Raw genomic sequence first — 24,717 nt, forward strand, 5'->3', positions numbered from 1 at the left:
ATCAGGAACTGCCCGGCTCAGTTACTCACAAATTTTAGCTAGATTGCCATCGACAGCCTTTATCAGGTCATCTGGACTTAACTCTATTTCCAGTCCCCTACGGCCAGCACTCACAAAAATGGTTGAGTGATTTTGAATCGATAGATCAAGGATAGTCTTCAAGCGCTTTTTTTGCCCAAGCGGGCTAACGCCCCCCAAAACATAACCTGTTGATCTCTCTACATCAGCTGGAGCGGCCATTATCGCCTTCTTTGCCCCGGCAGCTCTTGCAATAAGTTTCAGGTTAAGCATGGTCGAAACCGGAACAACACCAACAACTAACTTTTTATTGCTCAGCGCAACTACCAACGTTTTAAACACTCTCTCCTCAGCAACTCCTAATTTTTGTGATGCTTCTATACCGTAAGAATCACTTGAAGAGTCGTGTCTATACTCATGAACCTTGTGACTGATATTATTCTTTTTTAATAAGGCAATTCCCGGAGTCATATAACCCACAACCTATATATTCCACCAAACGACACCCATATAATAATGCAATAGGCCCCTGACAAAACACCCTATAAATAAAACTACCCCAGCCCGTATCGCCACTCAACAAATAGGCTTGGTTATTAAGTTTTTCAATTTACCTTATTGATTACTTTTAATCCTTATACCGGTAAATTCTTATACTATTTACCCGCTATACTATCTGCTGGATAGATGAATCAGGTGCTATCGTAAACCGAAAGGCACCTTACTAAATCGCAGCAAGTCGCCTATATCATTACAAGAGTAATAGTAAAACGAAGGATGTATCAACGATCGTACGGAGACACTTTCGATGCTAATAAAATATAATCGTAGTTGTGCCGCTTTAATAATCTCAATATTTATAACCGCGCCACTCTATGCCGCAGACACCAAAGAGGAAGTGGTGACTGATCCCGTCATTCTTGAGGGCGCAGTTGAAGGGCAACCAAAGTCCAATAGGTTCTGGTGGCCAGACCAACTCGACCTACGCCCGCTCAGACAGCACTCCCCCAGATCTAATCCACTGGGTGACGATTTTGATTACGCTACAGAATTCCAGACACTGGACCTCAAAGCTGTAAAACAGGATATCGAGACTCAACTAAAAACTTCCCAGGATTGGTGGCCAGCGGATTATGGCCACTACGGCCCATTTATGATCCGAATGGCCTGGCACAGCGCTGGCACCTACCGGATCGGTGATGGTCGCGGTGGTGCCCGTGGCGGCCAACAGCGTTTCGATCCCCTCAACAGCTGGCCTGATAATGCCAATCTCGATAAAGCCCGCCGTCTACTCTGGCCCATCAAACAAAAATATGGGCGCAAATTGTCCTGGGCTGATCTTATGGTGCTAACCGGCAATGTAGCCCTGGAGTCCATGGGATTCCCCACTTACGGATTTGCCGGGGGGCGACAGGATGACTGGGAGCCCGACCTGGTTTATTGGGGGCCCGAAACGAAGATGCTCGCAGATGAGCGTTACACCGGCAACCGAGAGCTGGACAAGCCCCTGGGCGCTGTGCAAATGGGGCTTATTTATGTCAACCCGGAGGGCCCCAATGGCAATCCCGATCCGGTGGCTGCCGCCACAGATATCCGCGAAACCTTTGCCCGCATGGCAATGAATGACGAAGAGACTGTAGCCTTGATTGCCGGAGGCCATACTTTTGGTAAGGCTCACGGTGCAGTGAAAGCTGATTGCCTCGGCCCAGAGCCCGCCGCCGCCCCAATTGAGCAACAGGGGCTTGGCTGGAAAAATAAGTGTGGGAAAGGAAATGCCGACGACACAATGACATCCGGCCTGGAAGGGGCCTGGTCTGCCGCCCCGATCAATTGGAGTCAACAGTATCTGGACAACCTGTTTAAATTCAATTGGGTCAAAACAAAAAGTCCAGCTGGTGCCGTTCAGTGGATTCCCGATGATCAGAGCGCGGCAAATCTGGTGCCCGATGCATTCGACAAGAATAAGCGCCATGCCCCTATCATGTTTACCACGGATTTGTCCCTTAAGTTCGATCCCAGCTACAAAGAAATTGCCAAGCGGTTTCAGGAAAATCCGGAAGAATTTCAACGCGCCTTTGCCAAAGCCTGGTTCAAGTTGACTCATCGGGATATGGGCCCTCGCGCGCGCTATTTGGGAGCGGAGGTGCCCGAAGAAGATTTAATTTGGCAAGACCCTATCCCCAAAGTTGATCACCCTCTGATTGACAGCCGGGATATAAATTCTCTCAAAGCAAAAATACTGGCGGCAGGCATTAGCGTTCCCGATCTGGTGAGGACTGCCTGGGCCTCTGCTTCTACCTTCCGTGGTTCAGATTTTCGCGGTGGCGCCAATGGTGGCCGTCTTCGCCTGGAACCCCAAAAGGACTGGTCGGTAAATGATCCCTCTGAACTATCACAAGTCCTGGCATCGCTGGAAAAAGTCCAGCAGGAATTTAACAGTTCCCAATCCGGGGGCAAAAAAATCTCAATGGCAGATATCATTGTACTTGGAGGCGCAGCAGCCATTGAAAAAGCAGCAGAGCAAGGCGGACATAAAATTCAGGTCCCTTTCAAACCTGGACGCACCGATGCTTCCCAGGAACAAACAGATATTAATTCTTTTGCGGTACTACAACCTCTGGCCGATGGTTTCCGCAACTACTTTGGCGATGGTTATGGGAGAACCCCTACAGAGTTATTAGTTGATAAAGCCAGTCTGTTAACCCTGAGTGTGCCTGAAATGACTGTTCTGGTTGGAGGAATGCGCGCACTTAATGCAAATACCGACTCCTCACAGAATGGTGTACTTACTCAACGCCCCGGCACACTGACGAATGATTTCTTTGTGAACCTGCTCGATATGTCTACTGTCTGGTCCAAGTCGGCAAAATCAGAGGGTATCTATGAAGGAAAAGATCGCAAAAGTGGCCAGGCAAAGTGGACAGCCACACCTGTAGATCTGATTTTTGGTTCAAACTCTGAATTAAGGGCGGTCGCAGAGGTTTATGCTTCCAGTGATGGCGCTGACAAGTTTGTAAATGATTTTGTGCAGGCCTGGACCAAGGTAATGAATTTGGATCGGGTTGATCAGCCTCAGTCTTAAGAATCATATACGTCAATAAAGAAAAAAACCGAGGCTAGCCTCGGTTTTTTTCTTCTGGGAGATTATTTAAGTTTTAATCCTGCCCCTTTAAATGCCGATCAAAAAAGCGCTTGATCATGCTGTATTGATGGATGCGAGTCTGCTTACCGCGCAAGCTATGCTTCTTGCCTGGATAAGTCATCAGCTCAAATTGTTGGCCGTTATCCTGCATCTGTTTTATGAGTTTGGTGGTATTGGTAAACAACACATTGTCATCTGCCATGCCATGATAAATCAGCAGATCACCTTGTAAGCCCTTCGCATAGGGAAACACAGAAGATGCCTCATAGGCATCCATATCCTTGGTTGGATTGCCCATATAACGCTCAGTGTAATGGGTATCATACAGCGTCCAGTCCGTAACCGGCGCACCCGATATCCCCGCCTTAAAGTAGTCTCCGGCTTTGAACATACTCATCAGTGCCATGTAACCACCGTAGCTGTGACCGAAGATACCTACTTTATTTTTATCAACGTAAGGCAGGGTACGCAGGAATTCAACGCCGGTAATTTGATCTTCCACTTCAGGAGATCCCATATTCTTAAAGATAGGATTCTCAAAAGTGGTACCGCGGTTTGCTGAACCACGATTATCTAGGGAAAAAACAATATAACCCTGTTGGGCCATATACTGGTTGAATAGTTTATCCCAGCTATTGGTAACCACCTGAGCGTGTGGACCACCATAGACAAACACCATTACCGGGTAACTTTTCTTCGCATCAAAATTAGCAGGTTTGTACAAGCGGTAGAAAAGCTCCTGGCCATGGGGCGCCTCAATACTGCCAAATTCCGGAGTGATCCATTGATCTTTAAAAGGATAGAGAGGGTGATCACGAATTACAGCGTTCTGCTCAAGCCAGGTAACTCTGGTCCCTGAGCTGCTGTGCAGGCTCACCTGAGGGGGCGTGGTAACGCTGGAAAATTTATCAATATACCCAGAGGCATCCTCAGAAAATTCGATAGAGTGCATGCCACTACGCTGTGAAATTCTCTTAATATCGCTCTCCCCTTGCAGGGATACTTCATAGAGATGCCTCTCGATTGGAGTATCTTTTCGTGCGGTAAAATACAGACGGTTAGCCTGCTCATCAACAGCCTCTAACTCGTCAACCACCCAATCTCCCTTAGTCAACTGTGCCTGTAATCTGCCGCCAAAATCATATTTATACAGGTGTTTGAAGCCATCCCTCTCCGATGACCAAATAAAAGCATCGCTATCTTCCAAAAAGTGGAGATCATGGCTCAGGTTAACCCAGGTATCGCTGGACTCGGTAAGGAGCGTTCGGGTTTTTCCCGTATTGAGATTGTAAGCACGAAGCTCTAACTTTTGCTGGTCTCGAGATTGCCACTGGAAAGTTAACAGGTGATCACGGGCCCATTTTACTCGGGGAATATAAATATCCTGATTATCTCCCAGGTTGACCCAACGGATATCCCCCGAATCAATATCTATAAGGCCAAGTCGGATTTTTGCGTTCGCACGCCCAGCAGCGGGGTAACGTTGCTGTATCATTTCGATACGATCCGCATAGATTTCGCTACGGGTTACCTGATCAACTGGCGACTCATCAACTTGCAGGAATGCAATATGCCGATCATCAGGAGACCACCAGTAACCGGTCATCCGGTCCATTTCCTCCTGGGCAACAAACTCAGCCATTCCATTTTTAATATGATCTTTGCCATCGCTGGTTAGCTGCTTTTCCCTACCGGTTTTCAGATCGACAATATAGATATTTTGGTCGCGAATAAACGAAACAAAGTGCCCCTCGGGAGAAACCTTTACATCGGTTTCAAAGGTTTCCGTTTCGGTCAGTCGACGCGAAGAACGGTCTTTGAGATCGTAATAGTAAATATCGCCGGCCAAAGGGAACAACAGAGACCGACCATCCTCTGACCAGCTGTACTCCATTATTCCACTACCATAAATTCGCTGGCGCTCCCGTCTTGCCTTTTCCTCATCCGAAAGAGTTTCACTACCGCTGTGCAGACTATCGGAATTGACCAAAATTCGGGACTGACCGTCTTTCAGGTTGTACTCCCAAAGATCGTAACGGTTGTAATCTTCAACTCTCCCTTTGAGGAAAGTTACGCGCTGCCCATCAGGTGAATATTCCAGCGCTCGGGGAGCGGTACCACTCAGAGCCGGGTCGGAGAATAACCGTTCAATGCTGAGTGACTCTGCAGAACATATTCCTGCAAAAGTACATCCAAGTAATGCAAGCAGTGCTTGTTTCATAGGAAAACTCTTTATATTAAGTATTGTTGGCAATTCACATACCACTTTGCTAGCAGGGGTATTATTTAGAAAATTCTGATTAATTCCATGTTATCTCCGGCTTCCCTAGGAGCCGGCCTAAATGACATCCAGGTAAGCCATAGCTTCTCTTTGGGACTTGTTCTGGTCACCAGAAGTATCTCAAATTTATCGGAAACCCTCTAAAAAATGCAGCTATATTGTGGATAGAGCAAACCGGTGAAGGATTCTACAACGGAACCTTCCGGGACATGCAGTACCTTACAGTTTTGGGTTTGCGCACAAACAATCCTGCTGCAATAGCCCCCCTTTACAAATGTTTACTCTGCTTAACCAACATTTGTGGTTAGCTAATGTCGGACTAAAGCTTTTATCAAAATATGGGGTAACAATAATGAAGGTTCATCTCTTTGCATCTGCAGCTGTGATTTTGATCGCTGCTGGCTGTAGCTCTACACCAGAGATCCCCACCACTGAATCGTTTGTCACTGACATCACCGAACTGGGCCATCGTCGCTTTACCTATAAGGCAACCATTGGGGCCGGCCCCAAGGGGCAAGGCAGCAGGCGTGGAGGTCCGGGTGGTGGTGGTCCCGGTGGCGGCGGTGGTAAGGGTAGTGGTGGCCCAGGCGGTGGTGGCGGCCCCGGCGGCGCCAATTCTGGAGATGTGAAGAAAGTTGCCCGGCAGAGAATGGAGCTCTTGCTAGCCGAAAGTGGCTTCTGTCCCAATGGCTGGTTTCTGATCGAACAAACTTTTGACCAGAACAGAGCTGAAATTATTGGCGAGTGTCGGGCGGTTGCACGATAAGCTTACGCCTCTCATTTTGGCTCTATATATTCTGCTCGTATCGCTTTATACATAGCAACTTGCCCAGGGCGCGAAACCCTTTACCCAAACAGCCCCTCAACTGAGGGGCTAACTTCACTAGTCCGTAATTTATCCAGCCTAATACCTATGCCTGCTCAACAGTGAGTCTGCATGGAACCTTAAGTGCTCCTCAATAAATGAAGCGATGAAATAGTAACTGTGATCGTAGCCTGCGTGATGCTCTATCCGAAGAGGATAATCACTGGCTTCAGCAGCTGTTTGCAGGGAATGTGGTCTCAGCTGTTCCTCAAGAAACTCATCCTGTTCCCCCTGAGAAACCAAAATCGGAGTTTTCTCTACAGTGCGCCCCATTAGCACTGTTGCGTCATATGGTTCCCAGCTCTTGGGATCAGCTCCCAAGTAAGTTCCCAGCGCCTTTTCTCCCCAAGGACAAGCAATAGGATTGCAAATTGGACTAAAAGCAGAAATTGATTGATATCGCTTGGGGTTTCGCAGACCGATGACCAGGGCACCGTGCCCGCCCATGGAGTGCCCGCAAATCCCGCGTCGACCATTGGTGGGGAAATGAAGTTCTACCAGGCTTGGAAGTTCATCCACGATGTAGTCATACATTTGATAATGCTGCTTCCAGGGTTCTTGAGTCGCGTTCACATAAAAACCAGCCCCCTGCCCCAGATCATAACCCGGGTCATCCGCCACATCGTCTCCTCTGGGGCTGGTATCGGGTATCACTAAGATAATCCCTAACTCTGCAGCGACTCTCTGAGCACCAGCTTTTTGACTGAAGTTTTCATCCGTGCACGTCAAGCCCGAAAGCCAATAAACAACAGGATATTTCCTCTGTGTATTCCCCTCTGCATCCTGTGGTAAAAAAATGGAGAAGACCATAGAACAGTTGAGCGTGCTGGATTTATGTCGGTAACGCTGCTGAAAACCGTCAAAAGATTTAGTACTGCTAACCAATTCAATCGACATTTTAAGTGGTCCTATCAAGCCTGCTGGAAATGAATAACACTGCGAATACTTTTACCTTCATGCATTAAATCGAAGGCATCATTTATTTGCTCAAGGGGCATTGAGTGAGTAATAAAGTCATTCAATTTAAATTCTCCAGCCAGGTAACGCTCTACGAAAGAAGGCAATTCAGAGCGCCCCTTTACACCGCCGAATGCTGATCCCTTCCAAACCCGCCCTGTAACCAACTGGAATGGGCGGGTGCTAATTTCCTGTCCCGCACCTGCCACTCCAATAATAATGGATTCCCCCCATCCTTTGTGGCAAGACTCCAAGGCAGCTCTCATCAGGTTAACATTGCCCACACACTCAAAAGAATAATCCACTCCGCCATCGGTAAGCTCTACGATAACCTCTTGAATAGGCTTATCGTAAGCCTTGGGGTTAATACACTCAGTGGCTCCCAGTTTCTTCGCCAGCGCAAATTTGTCCTCATTAATATCGACACCAATAATTCGTGAGGCGCCAGCCATCTTGGCTCCGATCACTGCGGATAAACCAATTCCACCCAAACCAAAAATTGCCACACAGGAGCCCGGCTCAACCTTGGCGGTATTGGTAACGGCTCCCATTCCCGTAGTAACACCACAGCCCAGCAGACAAACCTCATTTGAGGGGGCTTCGGGATTAATTTTGGCCACAGATATCTCAGGAAGGACTGTGTACTCAGAAAAAGTAGAGCATCCCATATAATGGAAAATGGGTTTCCCATTCACCGAAAAGCGTGTCGAACCATCAGGCATTAACCCTTTGCCCTGGGTGCCCCTGATTTTTTGGCACAAATTGGTCTTTCCAGAGAGACAAAACTTACATTCGCCACATTCGGGGGTATACAAAGGAATTACATGATCCCCGACAGAGACACTGGTCACCCCCTCACCAACGGACTCAACAACTCCCGCACCTTCGTGACCGAGGATTGCCGGGAACACCCCTTCAGGATCATCTCCTGACAAAGTGAACGCATCTGTGTGACAAACACCTGTGGCGTGTAATTTCACGCGAACTTCACCCCGTTGGGGAGGCATAACATCGACATCCTCAATAACCAAACGCTCCCCAGGCCCCCAAGCTACAGCTGCTTTACAACGGATTGTCTCTGCACTCATTTTCAATTCTGCCTTTCATCATTCGCTCCAGTGGCGCCCAGCATAGTCCCCTAAGATTATTGGTGCAAAGCCAAGCGCCGCTGCTGAAGTAAAATCAGGAAAAATTTAAAAGCTCACCCTTATAGTAATAATTGGTAGCGCTGAACAATTATTCAAAATAATTCCTTTAATTGATTAACAATTAATAGCTTGTCGCTTCCTCCACTGCAGTGGGGAGCTTCCATGAATGGCTCGAAATGCTTTTGAGAAAGCACTGATATCGGTGTAGCCCAAACTTGCTGATAGTAATCCCACATCAATACTTGAGGCCCGTAGATGCCAGCGAGCAGTCTTCATTCGCGCCCCCTGTACCAACTGCTTAAAGGAGGTTCCCGCTTCATTTAAACGGCGCTGAAGCGTTCTCATTGGCATACCGAGTAAGCGAGAAATTTGCTCCAGGGAGTGCTGCTGGGCCCCGAGAGTTTGAAGGATTAAGACTTGAACCTGTCGGCTGATATCACCCTTGTGCTCTGCCAATAAGCACTTGGAAAACTCCTCAAAATATCTCATAAGACCACTACTGGGTTTAGCGAGGGGATAGTTCATCAATGATCCATCAAAAACCAAGCGATCTCGATCTTGCTCAAAACTAGCCTCAATGCCAAAAAAATTTTGGTAACTACTCAGCGAAGATTGGGGCTTATGCCGAAATGAAACAGAGCGGGGAGATACTTTAGAGCCAACCATCTCCTGTATCAGGCGATAGGCAGCGCCTACTGAAAGTTCAGTATACTGTTGCGCGGGAATTGCGTCGGGGAAGTGATTAACTCTCTCTGCAATCAAGCAGTCATCGGTTTGGTAAATTTTCCAGTGGTCCGCCTGGTTGTGTAACACCATATACCGATGAGTTACTGTCAAAGCACTGGATAGATTCTCACTTTCCAGTATCAGCTTACCAAGGACGCCCAGCATACGTAGCCCTTGCTTCCCCGCCAATCGCAAGCCAAAGTCACTACAGGACAAGTCCCGTGAACACAAATTAAGGAGTTCCACCAGCGTTGCAATGGGGATCAAGATATTTGGACGACGTGTACAATCCGCAGGAAGCCCCACTTGCGCTAAAAAATCTGATGACTGACCACCGAGCTGTGGCACCAATAGATTAAACCCAGCCAGCGCACCACTGCGAATTTCATAGATAGGCTTCATGTTTTATAGCTACCATATTGCCAACCTCTCATTTGCACTATCACACAGTGTCTAGGAATAATGAGCATCGGACAATAGCTATATCATATAACATAGCTCTTCAACTAACTGGGACTACCCCTATCCACAAACGCAACTTATTTGAAGGCTAGTGCCTGACTATTGTGGCACTTTCCACTATCTACTCATAAAACTATCGGTTTATACGAGAAAGAACTGCAAGGAAATTTCACATGGAAACTGAAAATCTAACACTATTTTTAGGCTGGGCTTCGATTATAAACATATTGATACTACTGCTATCAACTATTGGACTTGTCTGCCTGAGGAAGTCGATCACCAGGATTCACGCACGAATATTTGAGCTTAATGAACAAGATTTAGGCCGTGCATATTTTCAATATCTAGCACAATACAAAATTGCTATTATCGTCTTCAATATTACACCGTATTTTGCTCTAAAAATTATCAGTTAATTGATAAAAGCGGAAATATTTTGCAAAAAAATAAGAAAGGTAAACTATACCTTTCTTATTTTCATAATTAAGACGGACAGGGGAGTATTTCGGGTCCGCCGGCAGATACCCTTTTCAGAAAATGAAGTTATTTCTGAAATATTTATCAGCCACTCTTTTTCACAAACTTTGTCAGAATTACAATTCTCTGACCCTCGACCCGTCCTTCGATATGCTCAGGGTTATCGCTTAAGCTGATACCGCGAACTGCCGTTCCCCGTTTTGCAACCAAACTGCTTCCTTTTACATCCAAGTCTTTGATAATAACTACATTATCTCCAGCTTGTAACTGGGCACCATTACTATCCAGATGAATCACCAACTCACCAGCCTCTGGTATTGCCCCGGCCTCTGCCCAGGCCAGCAAATCGCCATCCAAATACAACATGTCAAACAAGTCTTGGGCCCAGGTCTCGCCAGATAAGCGCTTTAGAATACGCCATGCCAACACTTGAATTGCCGGCTCGGTACTCCACATAGACTCCGACAGACACTGCCAGTGCGCACTTTCCAGCTGTGCAGGATTTTCCAGCTGGTCCCTACAGGTTTGACACAATAGTACTGCCGCATCTGGATAGCCCTCTGACTGGGGTACGTCATAAACCGCCAAGCCATTTTCTGCTTTACAGAGCTCGCACTGATTTCCACTGCGTTGTGCCAACTGCTCCTGAGTCACAGCCATAAGTAACCTCAAAAAAAGTAGGGATTATACGACTGATTCTTCCTGCACGCCTCCCAAATAATCACATTTAACGGACATCGGGGTCGACCGTGAACATGATCAAGCTCAGGCAGGAAGTAAATAAGACTATCAACAGCCCAGTAGTAGATGGAGCCATTAGGTTGCCGAGGGATTCACAGGCTTCAGACAAGACACTCTAGAGCACTAAAACTTCCAACAGCCGCCAATATAGATTGACGACTGTAAAGAGCATTATGCGTTAAGTACCACACTCAGTGGTGCGAGGAGACCGCTGCTGCGAACTGCCCACCCTGCTTGCTGGCGATGGCACTGGTAATATCCCCTAAACTGAGAATACCGACCATACGCTTTTCACTATTGAGTACCGGCATTCGTCGTAACAACTGTTGCTCCATTTTGTGGACAGCAGACAGCAGATCATCCTCTTCCCAGCACCATTCAATCCCCTCTGTCATAACATCTCGGGCGGACAGCGAGCTGAGATTACCCCCCTGAACCACACCGCGACATACAATATCTCTATCAGTCACTATTCCTACAAGCCTGTCATTTTCTCCGATCGGCACTGCACCAATATCTTCATCTCGTAAAATTTTTGCCAACTCCTGTAATGGAGTATCCGGGGTGCACCAGGTAGCCCCCTCATGCATTGCGTGTTTAACTTTCATAGGTACCTCAAAGCTCTTTAGACAAATGCCAAAGAGAGTGACGGGTAAAACCCATCACCCTTAACCCCTATAGATCAGTGCACTTCAATCCGCTTTCTTTGCGGGGGATGCCCCTCATGTTTTGGTACCGTGAGCGTGAGAATCCCATCTTTGAAATTTGCATCAATCTCACTTTCGCGAACATCTTCACCAAGATTGAAACTGCGCAAGAACTTGCCGTAACGCCGCTCCTGACGAAGCACGCGGCCATCCTTCTTCTCCTTAACCTCGCGGTGCACCTCAGCTTCAAGAGTCAAAACCCCATTTTCTAGGGTTACACTGATATCGTCCTTACCCACTCCCGGCAGCTCAGCGCTAATTTCATACATATTCTTGCGCTCACTCACATCAATACGCGGAGAAAAAAATCCCTCGCGTTCAGAGCCGATTGCACGGGTCGGTGAGAGCATTTGTTCAAACATATTATCAAGGTCCAATAGGGACCCTCTGGGGATCAGACTCATATCTACAACCTCTTTTTACGCTAAGCCGCAAAAGGCGCCAGAAAAACTCAAGAGTCCGTCTTGCGCCTGTTACATCTTGAGTACAGTCTAGGAAATACTGCGATAAACGAAGGGATTAAGTGCCGATAAAAGCCATTACAAATTGAATATGAGAGCTGTCGTATATTTCTTTTGTACATATAAATATTAAAAACTTCCTTTCCAAGTGCACCTAAAGAGAATTTCCACCTCCATATCCATCAATAAGCAACCAGGGCTCGTGGCCAATATGGCTATTTACTAGGATTACATAAGGCAGTTAAACGAGGATATGTTCATGGCCTTAGCATGGGTCCTTGTGGCTAACCAGTCCCAAGCGCGAATTTTTGAAGCCAACAAACGCGCGGGAAATCTCAATGAAATCCAGGCACTTCTCCATCCAGAATCACGGCTCTCTGGCAGAGACCAAGAGAGTGATGCGCCCGGACGCACTTTCGACAGCTATGGTCAAGGAAGGCACTCAGTAGGTAATTCTGCAGGATTACATCGCCGTGAAGGTGAGAATTTTGCCAGAGAAATTGCACATACCCTGGAGAGGGGAAGACAGGAGGGCCAGTACGAAAAACTGTATATTGTCGCAGAACCCTATATGGTTGGCAGTTTGAGGGATGCCTTGAAAACTCCAACCCGCGCAACAATAGCAGGAGAAACAGGAAAAAATCTGGTGGCTTGTGAACCCGAGGAGATCCGGGCTCAGCTTCCTATTTGGCTATAGTGACGTTCGGCCAGTAGAGAGGGTCACGAGTGAACCTCTCTACGAACCCCGCTCAAGCCCTGCTTTCCATTAAAAGCTTATCAATCAGGGCATCCTTTTCAGTCCATAACTCATTTACCCACTGATTAAACTCCACCCGAAACTCCTGATCGGTTGCGTAGTCTCTCTCAAAAAACCGGCTCGGCAACTGGACTTTCTCAATGCGAACAATCACTTTCTTTAACTTACCGGAAAGGAAATCTTTAAAGGTAGGTATACCATCCGGGTAAACAATGGTGACATTCAGTAGCTGGTTCAGCTGCTCACCCATACAGTGCATTGCAAAGGCAATCCCTCCGGACTTGGGCTTTAAAAGATGTTTGAAAGGCGATTGCTGTCTTTGATGCTTCTCTTTGCTAAACCTTGTTCCTTCAAGAAAGTTCATAATACTGGTGGGTATTAGCTTAAATTTTTCACAAGATTTTTTCGTCGCTTCAAGATCCTTACCGCGCATCTCTGGATGTTTTTTCAAAAATTCTTTGCTGTAACGCTTCATAAATGGAAAGTCGAGTGCCCACCAGCACATTCCAATCACAGGAACTTTGATCAACTCTTGCTTCACAAAAAATTTCAGGAATGGAATTCTTCGATTAAAAATCGACTGCATAATAAAGATATCAACCCAGCTTTGATGGTTCGCTGTGACCAGATACCATCCATGTTTATCGAGATACTCTATCCCCTGTACATCCACCTGGGTTCTTTGGGTCAGCTTCATCCAGCCTTTATTTAGGGTTATCCACATTTCTGCCCAAGAAATAAAAAAACCCATGAAAATTTTTTGTAGAAAGGCAAAAGGGAGAATAAATCTAAAAACTGAAAACAAGAGTATGGGGGCTGCACAAACCAATGTGCTAACGGCCAGCAACACCGAAGATATGACCAACAGTAAAAACGAGGGGAGAAAGTTAAACATCTAAAGGCTCTTTTAATTTTCCGGGTTTACAGGTCAGGCTGTCACGCCATATTCACAGGTTACCCGTTTCTTTTTTAATATCTTGAAATCCACTTATCACAAACTAAGCAGACTCTGCTCTCATCAGTGTATTTACATATTCCGGGCTACAGGCTGCCTATCGTAATTAACATGGCTGTGTATATTTATGGCTCATGGGAAACTGCTCCACTGCAATAAATTCATGTACCGAGCGCCTAAGCTTTAGCCGCGCCAGAGGCAATATCAAACCGCAGCAACTCTGGGAGAGTAACACGCATTTCAACCCCATATTTTTTGACTGAACAGTCTGGATATATCGGCGATACATCAGCGCAAACTGCACGGATAAAACCAGTGACAGCAGCCCAGTGAGCGGCCTCATTTTTTCAGTATGTCCTGGATATGAAAAGGCGCCATTGTACCCTTTCTATAACCATGGATTAGCAACTTTTATCTTCCCACGCCGCAAAGGCACGATAGTAACTGGAGCAGCGTTGCACCCTGCTAAACTTGAGGCTCCAGGTCGTAGAATTGCGCCGGGAGAATAGAATGGGAATTACAGGTAATAAGCAACACTTCCACCGCAAGCAGTGGCTCAGCGTACAACAGGCCGTTGACCACCTGAGTGCATTGTCTGAAGAGCCACTAACCAGTGCACATCTTGCAGACCTGGCCGATGAGCAGCTTCTTAACCTGTACTGGTACCGTCCAGGCCAAAAACTGTCCTTGGAAGATCACAAGGGGACCCGTGAACTGGTAGAGCCCGTCAGGCTCTGTTACGAAAATGCCAGTGACTGGCACGCCATCGTGGATATATTGCGGAACAATCCAGCGCTGCCCGCCTACGAACATGACACCCCGCTTTTGGAAGATGCCGACGGAAACCGGCTGCGAATCACCTTCGACTACCACCAGCGGCCAGAACCGTTTAGCAGCCGCTGGTACCCTACCTATGCGGAGTTAGTGCTCAAGCGCAACGATTTGGAACAACTGGAACCCCATCTGTTTACCAGCCAGGCGGTTGAGACCGGGTTTGAGCGTGAGACCCTACTGAATGTTATCTGGCAGCTGGAACAACTAGCCCTTGGGGATGAAGAGCACTCCACCAGCTGGCTGGCAGACCAACTGGCACAGCGCTCTTCCGCGCTGGATCGGCTATCTTGTGAGCGCATCCTTCAGGCGGCCGAGCGCGAAAGCTCTCCGGGGCGCTCGATATAGCACGGCATTTCCTACTAACACCTTTGACTCCTTTCCCATACTCAGGAACTCCCCATTGGTGGTAGAGCCCAAAGGCTGTACCCTAGTGGCACTTAGTAAATCTAAGTGTGACGTACTACCAATAGGAGAGAGAAGTGCAGGCCAAAAACAGCTCCTCCAGCTACGGCTGGGTAGCCATCGCCCTCCATTGGATAATGGCCCCTGCGATCATAGGGACTTTTATTCTCGGTTGGTGGATGCGCCAGCTATCCTACTACGATCCCTGGTATCAACGAGCCCCTGAAATTCACAAAGGGGTGGGCATCATCCTGCTTGCGTTTCTACTCTTCAGGCTGGCTTGGCGCTTTGCCAACCCATCTCCGGCGAGCAACCCCCAAACTCCCAACTGGCAGAAATTTGCCGCCACCGCCACTCATGGACTGATTTACCTGTTACTACTGGCAATCATGGTTTCCGGCTATCTGATTTCTACCGCCGATGGCCGCCCTATCGATGTCTTCGGCATAGTGAGTATCCCTGCAACCTTACAAGGGATTCCCAATCAGGAAGACATTGCGGGATCTATCCACGAAATCCTTGCCTGGGGCCTAATTGGACTCGTAGCAGCACATGTCTTGGCAGCCCTCAAGCATCACTTTATTGACCGTGACGGTACACTGCGCAGAATCATCGGCATCCGTGTAAAGGGTTCTACAGACGATCACTCACACGTACAAACAACACTCTCAACCACCAAATAAGGAAAAAATGACATGAAGAAGCTCTCTGTATTTCTTATTGCAGCTCTGATGGGGACTGTAGCTCAAGCAGCGGAATACAAAATCGACACCAAAGGGGCTCACGCTTTTGTGCAGTTTCGTATCAAGCACCTTGGATACAGCTGGCTGTACGGCCGTTTCGATGACTTCAACGGCTCCTTCTTTTACGATGAAAAGCAGCCAGAAAAATCTTCTATCAATGTCGACATCGATGTAACTAGCCTCAACAGCAATCACGCTGAGCGAGACAAGCACCTGCGCAGTGATGACTTCCTCGATACCGCAAAATTCCCCACTGCTACTTTCAAAAGCACTAGCTTTGAACCTTTGGAAGACGGCAAAGCCCGTCTAAATGGCGAACTGACCCTCCGCGGTATCACTAAGCCAATCACAATTGACGTTACCAATATCGGTGGCGGTAAAGACCCTTGGGGCGGCTACCGCCAGGGCTTCAGTGGAACCACTGAGTTCGAGCTGAAAGAATTCGGTATCAAATCCCTAGGCCCAGCCTCCCAGAAAGTTGAGATGATCCTGGATATCGAAGGTATCCGTATCTAACAACAAAAAAGTACGCCCCCTGAGCCCGGAAATACCTCCGGGCTCCCCCTAACTGCGCTTCGCAACACTCCAATAAACAACGCAAGCAGCAGCCGCAGCCAATAGCCAGTCGACACCTGCCACCAACCCTCTCGGTAAGAAAAAAGCCAGCATCGTGATAACAATACATGTCGCCAATAAAGTCAGTAGTGCACGCGGGTTCCAGCCACAGAAATAGTAATAACGCCCATCACTTTCGCTGTAATACAAACGCCCTACATCCATCTGGCGCTTCTCTACTAAGTAGTAGTGAGACAATATGACACCGTAGGCAGGCGCCAGAAAAACCCCCATCCAGTTTACGAACGCCACAAAACCGATTTGTTTGATAACAGCGGGCCACAAAGCACTAATCAGAAAGGCCAGAAACAGCGTTATCAATGCCGCCCTGCGAAACCCCAGGTACTTTGGCAGAAGATTTGAAATATCGTTAACTGGAGCCACAAAATTCGCCACCACATTGATACCGGCCGTTGCTGTAAAAAAAACAACCGCGGCGATCAATGACAGTTCCAGATTCCCAAGCTTCTGCACGATATCAGTGGGATTTGCCAAGTTCTGGTGGAAAACTGACTGGGCGGCGATAGTGGTGAACAGAACAATTATCGCAAAGCCAGTCATGTTTATAGTGATTCCCAGCCAATTTCCCCTTCGCATAACAGACTCGTTCTTACAGAAACGAGCAAAATCTCCGTAACTTAGGATTATCGGCGCATAGAGAGCCAACATAGTACCTGTGACTTTGATGAGCTGGACCAAGCCATCGCCCCAGGATGCTATAGACCGATCAAAGAAAGTAGAAACAGCAAATGAAAACTGTCCGTCACTGCGAACCACTAGCATCCACAACAGCGCGAGCATCACCCCATAGACACAGGGCGCAGCCATGTTGATAAACCAACGGATCGTATTGATACCTTTGAAAAATAGAAGAGCCTGAAATAAGGAGACAAGTACGAGGGAGGCCCAATCGATCCGGTCCATTGCCAGCCACTGCCCTCCGACAGCTTGTGGCCACCGCTCTCTCAGCAACAAAGACATGGCATGGGCAGCAAACCAAGTCTGCGCACCGTACCAAAATATTGCCACGCTCCCCCGAAGCAGCGCAGGGACGTTAGCACCTCGGATCCCCATGCTCGCCCTGGCCAATACGGGAAACGGTATACCGTATTTAACACTCGGTTCACCGATTAAATTCAACAGGATGATAATTAAAATTGCTGCAATAGCGATCCCAGCGAGAACCAGCCAAGCATTCGTATTGGGACCGAGGAATAGAGTTGCCGCCAGGGTATAGCCAGCGAGACTTTGTGCAGCGTTGGCCCAAAGGTTAAATATCGTCAGAGTGCCCCAGCGTTTTGCTTCGGGCTTCACCACCGCTAAATTTTCATTCTTTAGCTGCAAAGTGTCACCTAAGTGCATTTGATTAATAACGCGCCAAAGCAGCTACTTCAAATCAACCTTTTCAACAATGACATACTAGCCGTCAAAAGTGCCAAATTTAACGGTTAATAATATATATTCTCTTTTACAATTGAGACTTATTTTCAATAGCAGTAAAAGTGGTATCCATTTACCAAATTAGCAGTAATGCCGCTAGCACTGGCGCACAACTGTGAAATATATTGTGTTGCCATCGATTAAAGAAGATGCGATCGACAAAGATGCATGTAAGTATCCATTAAACTAGTGTGCAGCCGTGTACTTGGAGAACATTAACCAAGTCACAAGTAAAAGTACGAAAAGGTCTTTAAGATTTTTGACGGCGGCACAACTTTTCAGCGAAAATGGAAGCAATTACTGACAATTATTGCACTCCCTCTAGAGACAGTTATCAAGGGAGCGCAAAAATAGAACAATTTCCAAAAATCGTAGTGACTAAATCATTCAGAACTGGGGCAATCCTCTCCGAGACAAGCAGTGAGACAGCGGCGCAGAACAGCGCCCATCACAACAAGTAGTGTCTCAGCTCAAGGGAAATAATCGCCGCAGATGGTAAGCCAAGACTCCGTACTGCTGAGGTATTCGCAGGACAAGCACAGCGGGCATCCACCAGTATGAATGAACTTTGTCGCAATCAGGCCACAACTTGCGTTGGCCACGGCAGAAGGGTAGGAATATGGCTTGCTTACAGCATCCAGATAGGGAACAACCAGTTTACTTAATGGCACACCACACCATTGGGCGCCGGCAGGGTGCAGTAGACACAAGAATCACAAGTGCTGAAATATCGGGCATCCATGCCGCAGTGCAGTGGACCGGTACTCATTGGAATATCCGCGACCTAAGTCGCAATGGCACTTGGCTAAATGGCCAGCAGCTGGTGCCAGCTAAGAGCTACCCACTCCAGACCGGTGATAAGATCGCTTTTGGTCGGGCTAATAACCCAGCCTGGATCGTCGAAAACCTCGACGCTCCCGAGAACTTGCTGATCGATATTCACTCCGGCGAGGCACAGCCACTGGAACAATACCACCTGCTGCCCGACGAAAATGAGCCTCTCGCCAGCCTTCAATACAGCCCCCTAACAGGGCAGTGGCTGTACGAGTTCACAGGCCCATCCGCTGAAGACGGCGATAAGATCCTGGTAAATCATGGCGATCGTATCGATTGCGGCCTGCATAGCTGGCAGCTATTCCTGGCGGACAACCAAGGGGCAACGAAAGAGTTGTCACTGCAGCAGCTGTCTATTGTCGACTTTGAGCTGAAGTTCTCTGTGAGCTCCCACGAAGAGCATGTACAGTTACAACTGCAGCGGGAAGGTATGAAGCAATCCTTACCAGCAAGAATCCACAACTACCTCTTGTTGTACCTTGCTCGTGCCCGCCACAAAGATATGCAGAGCGGCATGGATACTGACTCCCAGGGCTGGGTTTCTATTCAGGTAGCCACTCACGAGCTGGGTATCACTGTTAACCACTTGAACACCCAAATTTTCCGCGCCCGCAAACAAATCTCTGAATCCCTACCTGATGCAGTGGATACATCGAGCCTAGTAGAGCGTCGATCCTGGGAAATCCGTATTGGTTGCCCGCAATTCGAAATTTATAAAGGCAACCAACTCGAGGCAAAAACAGAGCCGGAAACGGTATAGCTTCATCTCCAGAAAGGGGGCTTAAGGCTAAGCCCCCTTATCATCTATTCAGTAATTATTTGCCAGGGTGGCGGAGCTGAATCTCTTATCCCTCGGCAAGAATTACAATGTCAGCGCAACCACCCTCTTATATCGGCCGGTACAAGATCATCAGGCAGCTTGGAGCCGGGGGAATGGGAGTTGTGTACCTCGCCAAAGATGAGCGACTTAACCGAGAGGTCGCTATAAAGCGATTGCTCAACAACCCTGAAGACGAATCTGCCTCACGGCGAATTCGCCAGGAAGCATTACTGCTCGCACAACTAAACCACAACCATATCGTACAAATTTATGATGTTGTGGAGGAGCAGAACGATGTAGCCCTGGTTATGGAGTATGTTGATGGCCGCCCACTCACCTATTGGGCACGGGAGTTTAATCCCAGCCGCTGCCAGAAAATCCAGCTACTCAAGCAAATCACTACCGGTCTTGCGCGTGCCCATGCGGCTGGAATTATTCACCGCGACTTGAAAGCTGACAACATCCTTATTGACAGCAATAACATCGCAAAAATCGCTGATTTTGGAATTGCGCGGAGCTGGCAGGATACGAAAGAAATTACCCGCGAGCAGCATATCGCTGGCAGCTGGTACGCAATGTCTCCCGAGCAGGCCCTCGGCGAGAAACTGGATAACCGCTGTGACTTATTTGCCCTGGGGATGCTCGCCTATCACCTACTGTGTGATCAGCCTCCTTTCGGCAAGCATGGAAGTCCATACGTTATTATCGACCGGATCATCAACAACCCGCACCCACCCGCAGGGGTCATAAACCCCGGACTTCCTACGGAGCTGTGCAAGTTACTGGATAAGCTGCTAGCCAAAAACCCGAACAAACGCCCCGTCAGTGCTGCCGTTGTAGCCACCGATTTGGATGTGATACTGAGCCAATTAACATCGGATCATGAAACCGCCGATGACCATGACATCACGATCACCACGGAAGACTTTCATGTACAACATCGACGTACAAACAAAGGACACAAACTTCTAGCCGGCATACTCCTGGCATCCGGTGCGATGTTACTAGGCTTAACCGCCGCTGTTTTTCCTGAACTTTCTCTATGGGGAAGTAAAGAACCCTCGGCAAAGTACATTGCGATTATTGAGCCAGACTTATCAAACCTGCGCAGCCGAGAGGAAAAGCTACTGGCCAATAACCTTCTTAGCTCCATCAAACAGGGGCTTTCCGATCAACCAGCGCTACTACTGGTGCCCTATTCGGAATCCCAGCAACTAAAAGGCAAGCCTTTGCGCGAGCAGGCGCAAGCGCTCAACGCACAGCTGCTGCTCCAATTTGCCCTAAACTGTGAAGCCACCGCCTGTGAAGCTTCATTTGCCCTTATAGAAACCGAGGGGTTTGCTGAAGTCGCCAACCGTAGTGCCATGCTGAACCTGGATGCACCGCTGGAGAGCCGCGCACGTGTTTTGCAGCAACTGCACTATCTACTTCCCAACTACCCAACAGGAAGCCTAAGAGTTCAGTTCAGCCTAAGCCCTGAAGACTACCAGCAATACCTCGAGATATTCGAACAGCGCAATAATGAAGCTAATGTTGCCGAGGCAATTACCAAAGTTGAGGCTCTGTTAAAAAGGAACCCCTACTTCCCCTCCTACTATGAACTGTTAGCGGATCTATTAGCCACCCACCTATATCACTCGCGGGATACCAAAATACGCGGCCGACTCACAGGGCTTCTCAACAACATACCTACAAAGATTTCTAACCACCCAACGGTGTTGATCACTAAGTTGCGTATTGCCATCTTCCTGGCAGATACAGAGCTTACAGAGTCCTTACTTGCAAAACTAAAGCTGCAACTACCTGATCAGGCTCTCTACTACTTCCTGCGCGCGAAAGCCCACCAGCGAGGGGGGAATTACAGCCGTGCGCTGGAAGTCATTAACCAAGCGCTTAACATTCGTACCAGCCCCCTGTATCTTCGCCAAAAGGCTCTGACCTTGACCCTGATGGGGCAAATGGAAAAAGCGAGGCCTTACCTTTTACATGCTATCCGTCTCAACAATCAATATATTGATGCTATCTCCCTACTTGCAGCCAATGAATTGGATTCAGGCCGCCCCAAAGAGTCTATCCGGCTCCTTAGTGAGGTGGGCTTAGAGCATTTAGGGGACCGGGATACCTTCAACCTATGCTTGTCCTATTACATCGAACAGCAGCTGCAGGATACAAAAAACTGCCTGAGCCATGTTGCTGAACGGGCCCCTAACGATCCCCACGTATATCTGCTGCTGGCAGAAATTGCCCGTCTGGAAAATAGACAGCTGCAATCACAAGAGTTTGCTCAGCGCGCTCTGGCCTTGGCACAAGAGCAGGAGGACTGGCTTGGATTGTTACTGCGAGCAAGAGCCTATTCTGAACTGGGCCAGGGTGAGCAAGCCATTGAGACACTATTAGAGATGGATAACACCGCGCCAGACGGCCTATTTGTCAATTACAGCCGCGCCCAGGTTTACATGGCCAGCGGCGATATGCTTTCCGCCAAAGCCTATATACGAAAAACTTTGGAGTTAGGCATGGCTCCAGTCTGGTTCACAACAATTGGCTTTCAACCTATTTGTACTTTGGCAAATTTTGAAGATTTACGCACTAATTATCCAAAACTATGCTCTGACAGGATTGGCAGCTAAACAGTCATAAGCAAGTCGAACAGAATGGAATAACGTGAACCATTTCCCTTTAAGAGGCGACAGATGCCTTCACGAAATTGTACTATCAGGTAAAATCCCCCATCCATCCGAGAAGAATTCAATACAATGGACGTAGTTGCGTTGGAAAAAACCGAGGAATATCAAGGCCGTTACAGGGTTGAACGCACCCTGGGTGCCGGCGGCATGGGGGTCGTTTACCTCGCTGAAGATATCAAGCTGGGGCGTAAAGTTGCAATCAAGCAACTACGATCAGATTTAACCGGCAATTCCGCTGAAGCGCGCTTTCGCAGTGAGGCCCAGCTTCTAGCCAGACTCAACCACCCCAACATTGTTCGTTTATACGATGTACTTGAAGAGCAGCACAGTATTGCCCTGGTAATGGAGCTGGTTGAAGGGGTAACACTCAAGGAGTGGATGCGGGAAAACTCCCCGACCCTTGCTGAGAAGTTAGATCTTTTGATGCAAATTTGCCAGGGCCTGGGCAAGGCCCATTGCTTGGGCATAATTCATCGCGACCTAAAGCCGGAAAATATCCTTGTTACCATTGATGGCGTGGCCAAGATCACAGATTTCGGCATCGCCAAAGCTCTCGACTGCGACCAACAACTTACTCGTGAAGATCATATCGCTGGCAGTGTTCAGGCGATGTCTCCAGAGCAATTGCAAGGGACAAAACTCGATGCCCGCAGTGACTTATTTAGTTTAGGCAGTATCGCCTATGAGATACTGTGCGGAGCCAAACCATTCAAGCGCGATGATATGAATGCGCTGGCATTCGCCCATCATATTACCAGCAAACCCCATACTCCTGCGCACCAGGCCTGGCCAGAAATTCCAACGCCGTTATCAGCGCTATTAGATCGCCTGCTTGAAAAACGCCCCGAACAACGCCCCGATGATGCCCAGCAGGTATACGAAGCGCTGGAGTTGGTACGCAAGCATGGTATTGATGATAGCACTCTGCAGTATTCTGAAACCGTTACGCAACTTCTGATTAAACCGCGAAAGAAACGTGGGCGCTTGGGCTTTATACTGGGAGGGCTCGCCGCGATTAGTCTGCCAATCTATTGGGCCTGGCATACTTTTACACAACTTCCACCTCAGTATATTGCTGTCCTCCCAATTGAGTTAAACGGCACAATTCCAGGTGGCGAAAATAATAAAGCACTAATAACAACCTTTGTACGCCAAGCCCTAGTCAGCACACCATCAAAGCTCAAGTCATCAGCTTTAATTAGCTTTACACCAGAAAAGAATGCTAATTTAGATAAGCATCTCAAAGAGTTGCAAATCCTAGGAACTACCGATGCCCTTTTTGCTCGACTTGACTGTATTGAGCAGCGCTGCAATATTGAACTTCAAAGAATCAACCCCCAAGATAGCAGAATAACAGGCCAAACAAGTTTCACATTCCTTACCAATAGACCGCAAGAAGCCCAGTACTCTATCGGCACTTCAGCCGTGGACTTATTTCCTAGTAACTACAAAGGTGGGGAAGTTGCCGGTATCAAGATGGCTCCCGCTGATTACGCCTTATATATTAGGACTATCTCAAAGCTTGGAAATCCTAAAGTTCTGCTGGAGACTACGTACAGTGATTTGGATATAATTGAAGAGCTAATCAGTAAATACCCACAAAATGCAAATCTTTATCGCTCTTATGCTGATGTAGCTTTCGCTATATGGGTTTCAACTAATAACAACAAAGTACTGACCTCAGCATTGGGTGTCCTTGCAAACGCAGAAGAGAGTAATGTAGACAAAATTGCCATACTCGAAGCTAAACTTGTCATCAAGTCAGTTGGAAATGATAAAGAAGGGTTTAAAAACACTATCGAAAAACTCCGATCAGCAGGATACCCTTCCTCACACCTATTTACGGAACTTTCCAGGTTTGTTTATATTCAGGGGGATTACACTCAAGGGGTAGTCTATGCGCAGCAAGCGATAGACCTCAATCCTTTATCCGCTAAGTCTTACTATGCTCTTGCTATTAATGAAGTAGCCGCAGGAAAGTACCTGAATGCAAGGAAAACCGTAAAAAAAGTTGTCGAGCTTTCACCGGGTTATTGGGCTGCCTACGCCTTATTGGGTGTAATAGAACTAGAAACCGGCAACCTATTAGCTGCGGAAACAGCTATTTCATCAATCCCCGAACACTTAAGAAGTTGGGGTACAAAATCAAACCTAGGCACAATTCTTTTTTTACAAGGGAGATATGATCAAGCCTTGAGAAACTATCTCAATCTCCTTGTCGTATTTCCAGAAAATTTGACAATTTTAAACCAAGTTGCTGAAACCTACTTAATGCTTTCTGACGATAACAAGGCTAAAGAATATTTTTCTAAAGTAGTCACTATTACAGAAGGAAGTACTAACCTGAAGGCTTGGCGCTATAGAGCGGAAGCACTTGCATACCTAGGTAAAACATCTGAGTCAATTGCCCTGATCATGAAGCTGATACGGCAGTCCCCCGATGATACCTATGTTAAACACACAGCTACCCAAGTTTACGCACTTGCTGGCGAGTGGCAATCTGCCAATTATTACCTGGAGCAGCTACTAGAACAAAAGATGGGCTCAAACTGGTATTCATTGCCCTCCTTTCAGAAAATGTGTAACCAACCCCAGGTTTCTCAGATGGTAATCGAAAAGTTATGCAGCTCGGAGAATTAAATCTA

At 47.6% G+C, this 24,717-nt stretch carries 20 protein-coding genes; 10 read left to right on the forward strand and 10 right to left on the reverse strand.

The features are described from left to right. Nucleotides 1-21: 21 nt before the first annotated feature. Complete coding sequence (ybaK, locus tag ACJJI1_RS04440; protein WP_444959359.1) at nucleotides 22-489, reverse strand: Cys-tRNA(Pro) deacylase; 468 nt, start codon at nucleotides 487-489, stop codon at nucleotides 22-24. A 337-nt stretch (nucleotides 490-826) separates the two neighbouring features. Between ybaK and katG the strand changes: the two genes are divergently transcribed. Further along, on the forward strand, nucleotides 827-3,100 hold the full coding sequence (gene katG / locus ACJJI1_RS04445; RefSeq protein ID WP_444958654.1) for a catalase/peroxidase HPI: 2,274 nt from the start codon (nucleotides 827-829) through the stop codon (nucleotides 3,098-3,100). A gap of 73 nt (nucleotides 3,101-3,173) precedes the next feature. Here katG and ACJJI1_RS04450 read toward each other — a convergent pair whose 3' ends face one another. Further along, a complete protein-coding gene (locus ACJJI1_RS04450) occupies nucleotides 3,174-5,381 on the reverse strand; it encodes a S9 family peptidase (protein WP_444958655.1) in 2,208 nt (735 codons plus the stop codon). 412 nt (nucleotides 5,382-5,793) lie between these two features. On the opposite strand from ACJJI1_RS04450, the gene ACJJI1_RS04455 reads away from it, so the two are divergent. After that, nucleotides 5,794-6,207 carry a hypothetical protein gene (locus tag ACJJI1_RS04455; RefSeq protein ID WP_444958656.1) on the forward strand — a complete coding sequence of 138 codons (414 nt, stop codon included), beginning with the start codon at nucleotides 5,794-5,796 and terminating at the stop codon, nucleotides 6,205-6,207. 138 nt (nucleotides 6,208-6,345) lie between these two features. Here the strand turns inward: ACJJI1_RS04455 and fghA are convergent, their stop codons facing one another. The 3 genes from fghA to ACJJI1_RS04470 form a co-directional block, all read right to left on the reverse strand. Further along, nucleotides 6,346-7,203, reverse strand: coding sequence for an S-formylglutathione hydrolase (gene fghA / locus ACJJI1_RS04460; RefSeq protein ID WP_444958657.1), 858 nt, complete (start codon nucleotides 7,201-7,203; stop codon nucleotides 6,346-6,348). 14 nt (nucleotides 7,204-7,217) lie between these two features. Then, nucleotides 7,218-8,351 (reverse strand): S-(hydroxymethyl)glutathione dehydrogenase/class III alcohol dehydrogenase, encoded by a 1,134-nt coding sequence (locus ACJJI1_RS04465; protein ID WP_413663342.1) that lies wholly within the window; start codon nucleotides 8,349-8,351, stop codon nucleotides 7,218-7,220. Nucleotides 8,352-8,525: 174 nt separating this feature from the next. Beyond that, on the reverse strand, nucleotides 8,526-9,539 hold the full coding sequence (locus ACJJI1_RS04470) for an AraC family transcriptional regulator (RefSeq protein ID WP_444958658.1): 1,014 nt from the start codon (nucleotides 9,537-9,539) through the stop codon (nucleotides 8,526-8,528). Between the two features lie 233 nt (nucleotides 9,540-9,772). Here ACJJI1_RS04470 and ACJJI1_RS04475 point away from each other — a divergent pair, with 233 nt between their 5' ends. Next, nucleotides 9,773-10,015, forward strand: a complete 243-nt coding sequence (locus ACJJI1_RS04475) for a DUF6868 family protein (RefSeq protein ID WP_444911533.1) — start codon at nucleotides 9,773-9,775, stop codon at nucleotides 10,013-10,015. Between the two features lie 145 nt (nucleotides 10,016-10,160). On the opposite strand, the gene ACJJI1_RS04480 is transcribed toward ACJJI1_RS04475, so the two are convergent. The 3 genes from ACJJI1_RS04480 to ACJJI1_RS04490 form a co-directional block, all read right to left on the reverse strand. Further along, nucleotides 10,161-10,736, reverse strand: coding sequence for a PhnA domain-containing protein (locus ACJJI1_RS04480; RefSeq protein ID WP_444911534.1), 576 nt, complete (start codon nucleotides 10,734-10,736; stop codon nucleotides 10,161-10,163). A gap of 272 nt (nucleotides 10,737-11,008) precedes the next feature. Further along, a complete protein-coding gene (locus ACJJI1_RS04485) occupies nucleotides 11,009-11,425 on the reverse strand; it encodes a CBS domain-containing protein (protein ID WP_108734525.1) in 417 nt (138 codons plus the stop codon). A gap of 74 nt (nucleotides 11,426-11,499) precedes the next feature. After that, complete coding sequence (locus tag ACJJI1_RS04490) at nucleotides 11,500-11,928, reverse strand: Hsp20/alpha crystallin family protein (protein ID WP_282931225.1); 429 nt, start codon at nucleotides 11,926-11,928, stop codon at nucleotides 11,500-11,502. 316 nt (nucleotides 11,929-12,244) lie between these two features. On the opposite strand from ACJJI1_RS04490, the gene ACJJI1_RS04495 reads away from it, so the two are divergent. Next, nucleotides 12,245-12,682, forward strand: a complete 438-nt coding sequence (locus tag ACJJI1_RS04495) for a host attachment protein (RefSeq protein ID WP_413663346.1) — start codon at nucleotides 12,245-12,247, stop codon at nucleotides 12,680-12,682. Nucleotides 12,683-12,734: 52 nt separating this feature from the next. Here ACJJI1_RS04495 and yihG read toward each other — a convergent pair whose 3' ends face one another. After that, entirely contained in the window at nucleotides 12,735-13,637 is a 903-nt protein-coding gene (yihG, locus tag ACJJI1_RS04500; RefSeq protein WP_444958659.1) for a 1-acylglycerol-3-phosphate O-acyltransferase, YihG family, read from the reverse strand. 570 nt (nucleotides 13,638-14,207) lie between these two features. On the opposite strand from yihG, the gene ACJJI1_RS04505 reads away from it, so the two are divergent. From ACJJI1_RS04505 to ACJJI1_RS04515, 3 genes are all read left to right on the forward strand, one after another. Next, nucleotides 14,208-14,876, forward strand: a complete 669-nt coding sequence (locus ACJJI1_RS04505) for a hypothetical protein (protein ID WP_413663348.1) — start codon at nucleotides 14,208-14,210, stop codon at nucleotides 14,874-14,876. Between the two features lie 134 nt (nucleotides 14,877-15,010). Beyond that, nucleotides 15,011-15,616: a cytochrome b gene (locus ACJJI1_RS04510; protein ID WP_444958660.1), complete on the forward strand. Its 606-nt coding sequence runs from the start codon at nucleotides 15,011-15,013 to the stop codon at nucleotides 15,614-15,616. A 12-nt stretch (nucleotides 15,617-15,628) separates the two neighbouring features. Next, the gene (locus ACJJI1_RS04515; RefSeq protein WP_108734532.1) at nucleotides 15,629-16,192 is read left to right on the forward strand and encodes a YceI family protein; all 564 of its coding nucleotides are present in this window, start codon (nucleotides 15,629-15,631) and stop codon (nucleotides 16,190-16,192) included. A 48-nt stretch (nucleotides 16,193-16,240) separates the two neighbouring features. Here ACJJI1_RS04515 and ACJJI1_RS04520 read toward each other — a convergent pair whose 3' ends face one another. Beyond that, nucleotides 16,241-17,635 (reverse strand): cytosine permease, encoded by a 1,395-nt coding sequence (locus ACJJI1_RS04520; protein ID WP_444958661.1) that lies wholly within the window; start codon nucleotides 17,633-17,635, stop codon nucleotides 16,241-16,243. Nucleotides 17,636-18,350: 715 nt separating this feature from the next. Here ACJJI1_RS04520 and ACJJI1_RS04525 point away from each other — a divergent pair. From ACJJI1_RS04525 to ACJJI1_RS04535, 3 genes are all read left to right on the forward strand, one after another. After that, nucleotides 18,351-19,325, forward strand: coding sequence for an FHA domain-containing protein (locus ACJJI1_RS04525; RefSeq protein WP_444934196.1), 975 nt, complete (start codon nucleotides 18,351-18,353; stop codon nucleotides 19,323-19,325). Nucleotides 19,326-19,432: 107 nt separating this feature from the next. Further along, a complete protein-coding gene (locus ACJJI1_RS04530) occupies nucleotides 19,433-22,015 on the forward strand; it encodes a protein kinase domain-containing protein (RefSeq protein WP_444958662.1) in 2,583 nt (860 codons plus the stop codon). Nucleotides 22,016-22,219: 204 nt separating this feature from the next. Then, a complete protein-coding gene (locus ACJJI1_RS04535; RefSeq protein WP_444959360.1) occupies nucleotides 22,220-24,712 on the forward strand; it encodes a protein kinase domain-containing protein in 2,493 nt (830 codons plus the stop codon). The last annotated feature ends 5 nt before the right edge of the window (nucleotides 24,713-24,717 follow it).

The sequence above is a fragment of the Microbulbifer maximicatervae (SeqCode) genome (assembly GCF_052467065.1).

What these genes read in the sequence shown, in the direction of transcription:
- ybaK (WP_444959359.1), bottom strand. Translation starts at nt 489, where the DNA reads ATGACTCCGGGAATTGCCTTATTAAAAAAGAATAATATCAGTCACAAG.
- katG (WP_444958654.1), top strand. Translation starts at nt 827, where the DNA reads ATGCTAATAAAATATAATCGTAGTTGTGCCGCTTTAATAATCTCAATA.
- ACJJI1_RS04450 (WP_444958655.1), bottom strand. Translation starts at nt 5,381, where the DNA reads ATGAAACAAGCACTGCTTGCATTACTTGGATGTACTTTTGCAGGAATA.
- ACJJI1_RS04455 (WP_444958656.1), top strand. Translation starts at nt 5,794, where the DNA reads ATGAAGGTTCATCTCTTTGCATCTGCAGCTGTGATTTTGATCGCTGCT.
- fghA (WP_444958657.1), bottom strand. Translation starts at nt 7,203, where the DNA reads ATGTCGATTGAATTGGTTAGCAGTACTAAATCTTTTGACGGTTTTCAG.
- ACJJI1_RS04465 (WP_413663342.1), bottom strand. Translation starts at nt 8,351, where the DNA reads ATGAGTGCAGAGACAATCCGTTGTAAAGCAGCTGTAGCTTGGGGGCCT.
- ACJJI1_RS04470 (WP_444958658.1), bottom strand. Translation starts at nt 9,539, where the DNA reads ATGAAGCCTATCTATGAAATTCGCAGTGGTGCGCTGGCTGGGTTTAAT.
- ACJJI1_RS04475 (WP_444911533.1), top strand. Translation starts at nt 9,773, where the DNA reads ATGGAAACTGAAAATCTAACACTATTTTTAGGCTGGGCTTCGATTATA.
- ACJJI1_RS04480 (WP_444911534.1), bottom strand. Translation starts at nt 10,736, where the DNA reads ATGGCTGTGACTCAGGAGCAGTTGGCACAACGCAGTGGAAATCAGTGC.
- ACJJI1_RS04485 (WP_108734525.1), bottom strand. Translation starts at nt 11,425, where the DNA reads ATGAAAGTTAAACACGCAATGCATGAGGGGGCTACCTGGTGCACCCCG.
- ACJJI1_RS04490 (WP_282931225.1), bottom strand. Translation starts at nt 11,928, where the DNA reads ATGAGTCTGATCCCCAGAGGGTCCCTATTGGACCTTGATAATATGTTT.
- ACJJI1_RS04495 (WP_413663346.1), top strand. Translation starts at nt 12,245, where the DNA reads ATGGCCTTAGCATGGGTCCTTGTGGCTAACCAGTCCCAAGCGCGAATT.
- yihG (WP_444958659.1), bottom strand. Translation starts at nt 13,637, where the DNA reads ATGTTTAACTTTCTCCCCTCGTTTTTACTGTTGGTCATATCTTCGGTG.
- ACJJI1_RS04505 (WP_413663348.1), top strand. Translation starts at nt 14,208, where the DNA reads ATGGGAATTACAGGTAATAAGCAACACTTCCACCGCAAGCAGTGGCTC.
- ACJJI1_RS04515 (WP_108734532.1), top strand. Translation starts at nt 15,629, where the DNA reads ATGAAGAAGCTCTCTGTATTTCTTATTGCAGCTCTGATGGGGACTGTA.
- ACJJI1_RS04525 (WP_444934196.1), top strand. Translation starts at nt 18,351, where the DNA reads ATGGCTTGCTTACAGCATCCAGATAGGGAACAACCAGTTTACTTAATG.
- ACJJI1_RS04530 (WP_444958662.1), top strand. Translation starts at nt 19,433, where the DNA reads ATGTCAGCGCAACCACCCTCTTATATCGGCCGGTACAAGATCATCAGG.
- ACJJI1_RS04535 (WP_444959360.1), top strand. Translation starts at nt 22,220, where the DNA reads ATGGGGGTCGTTTACCTCGCTGAAGATATCAAGCTGGGGCGTAAAGTT.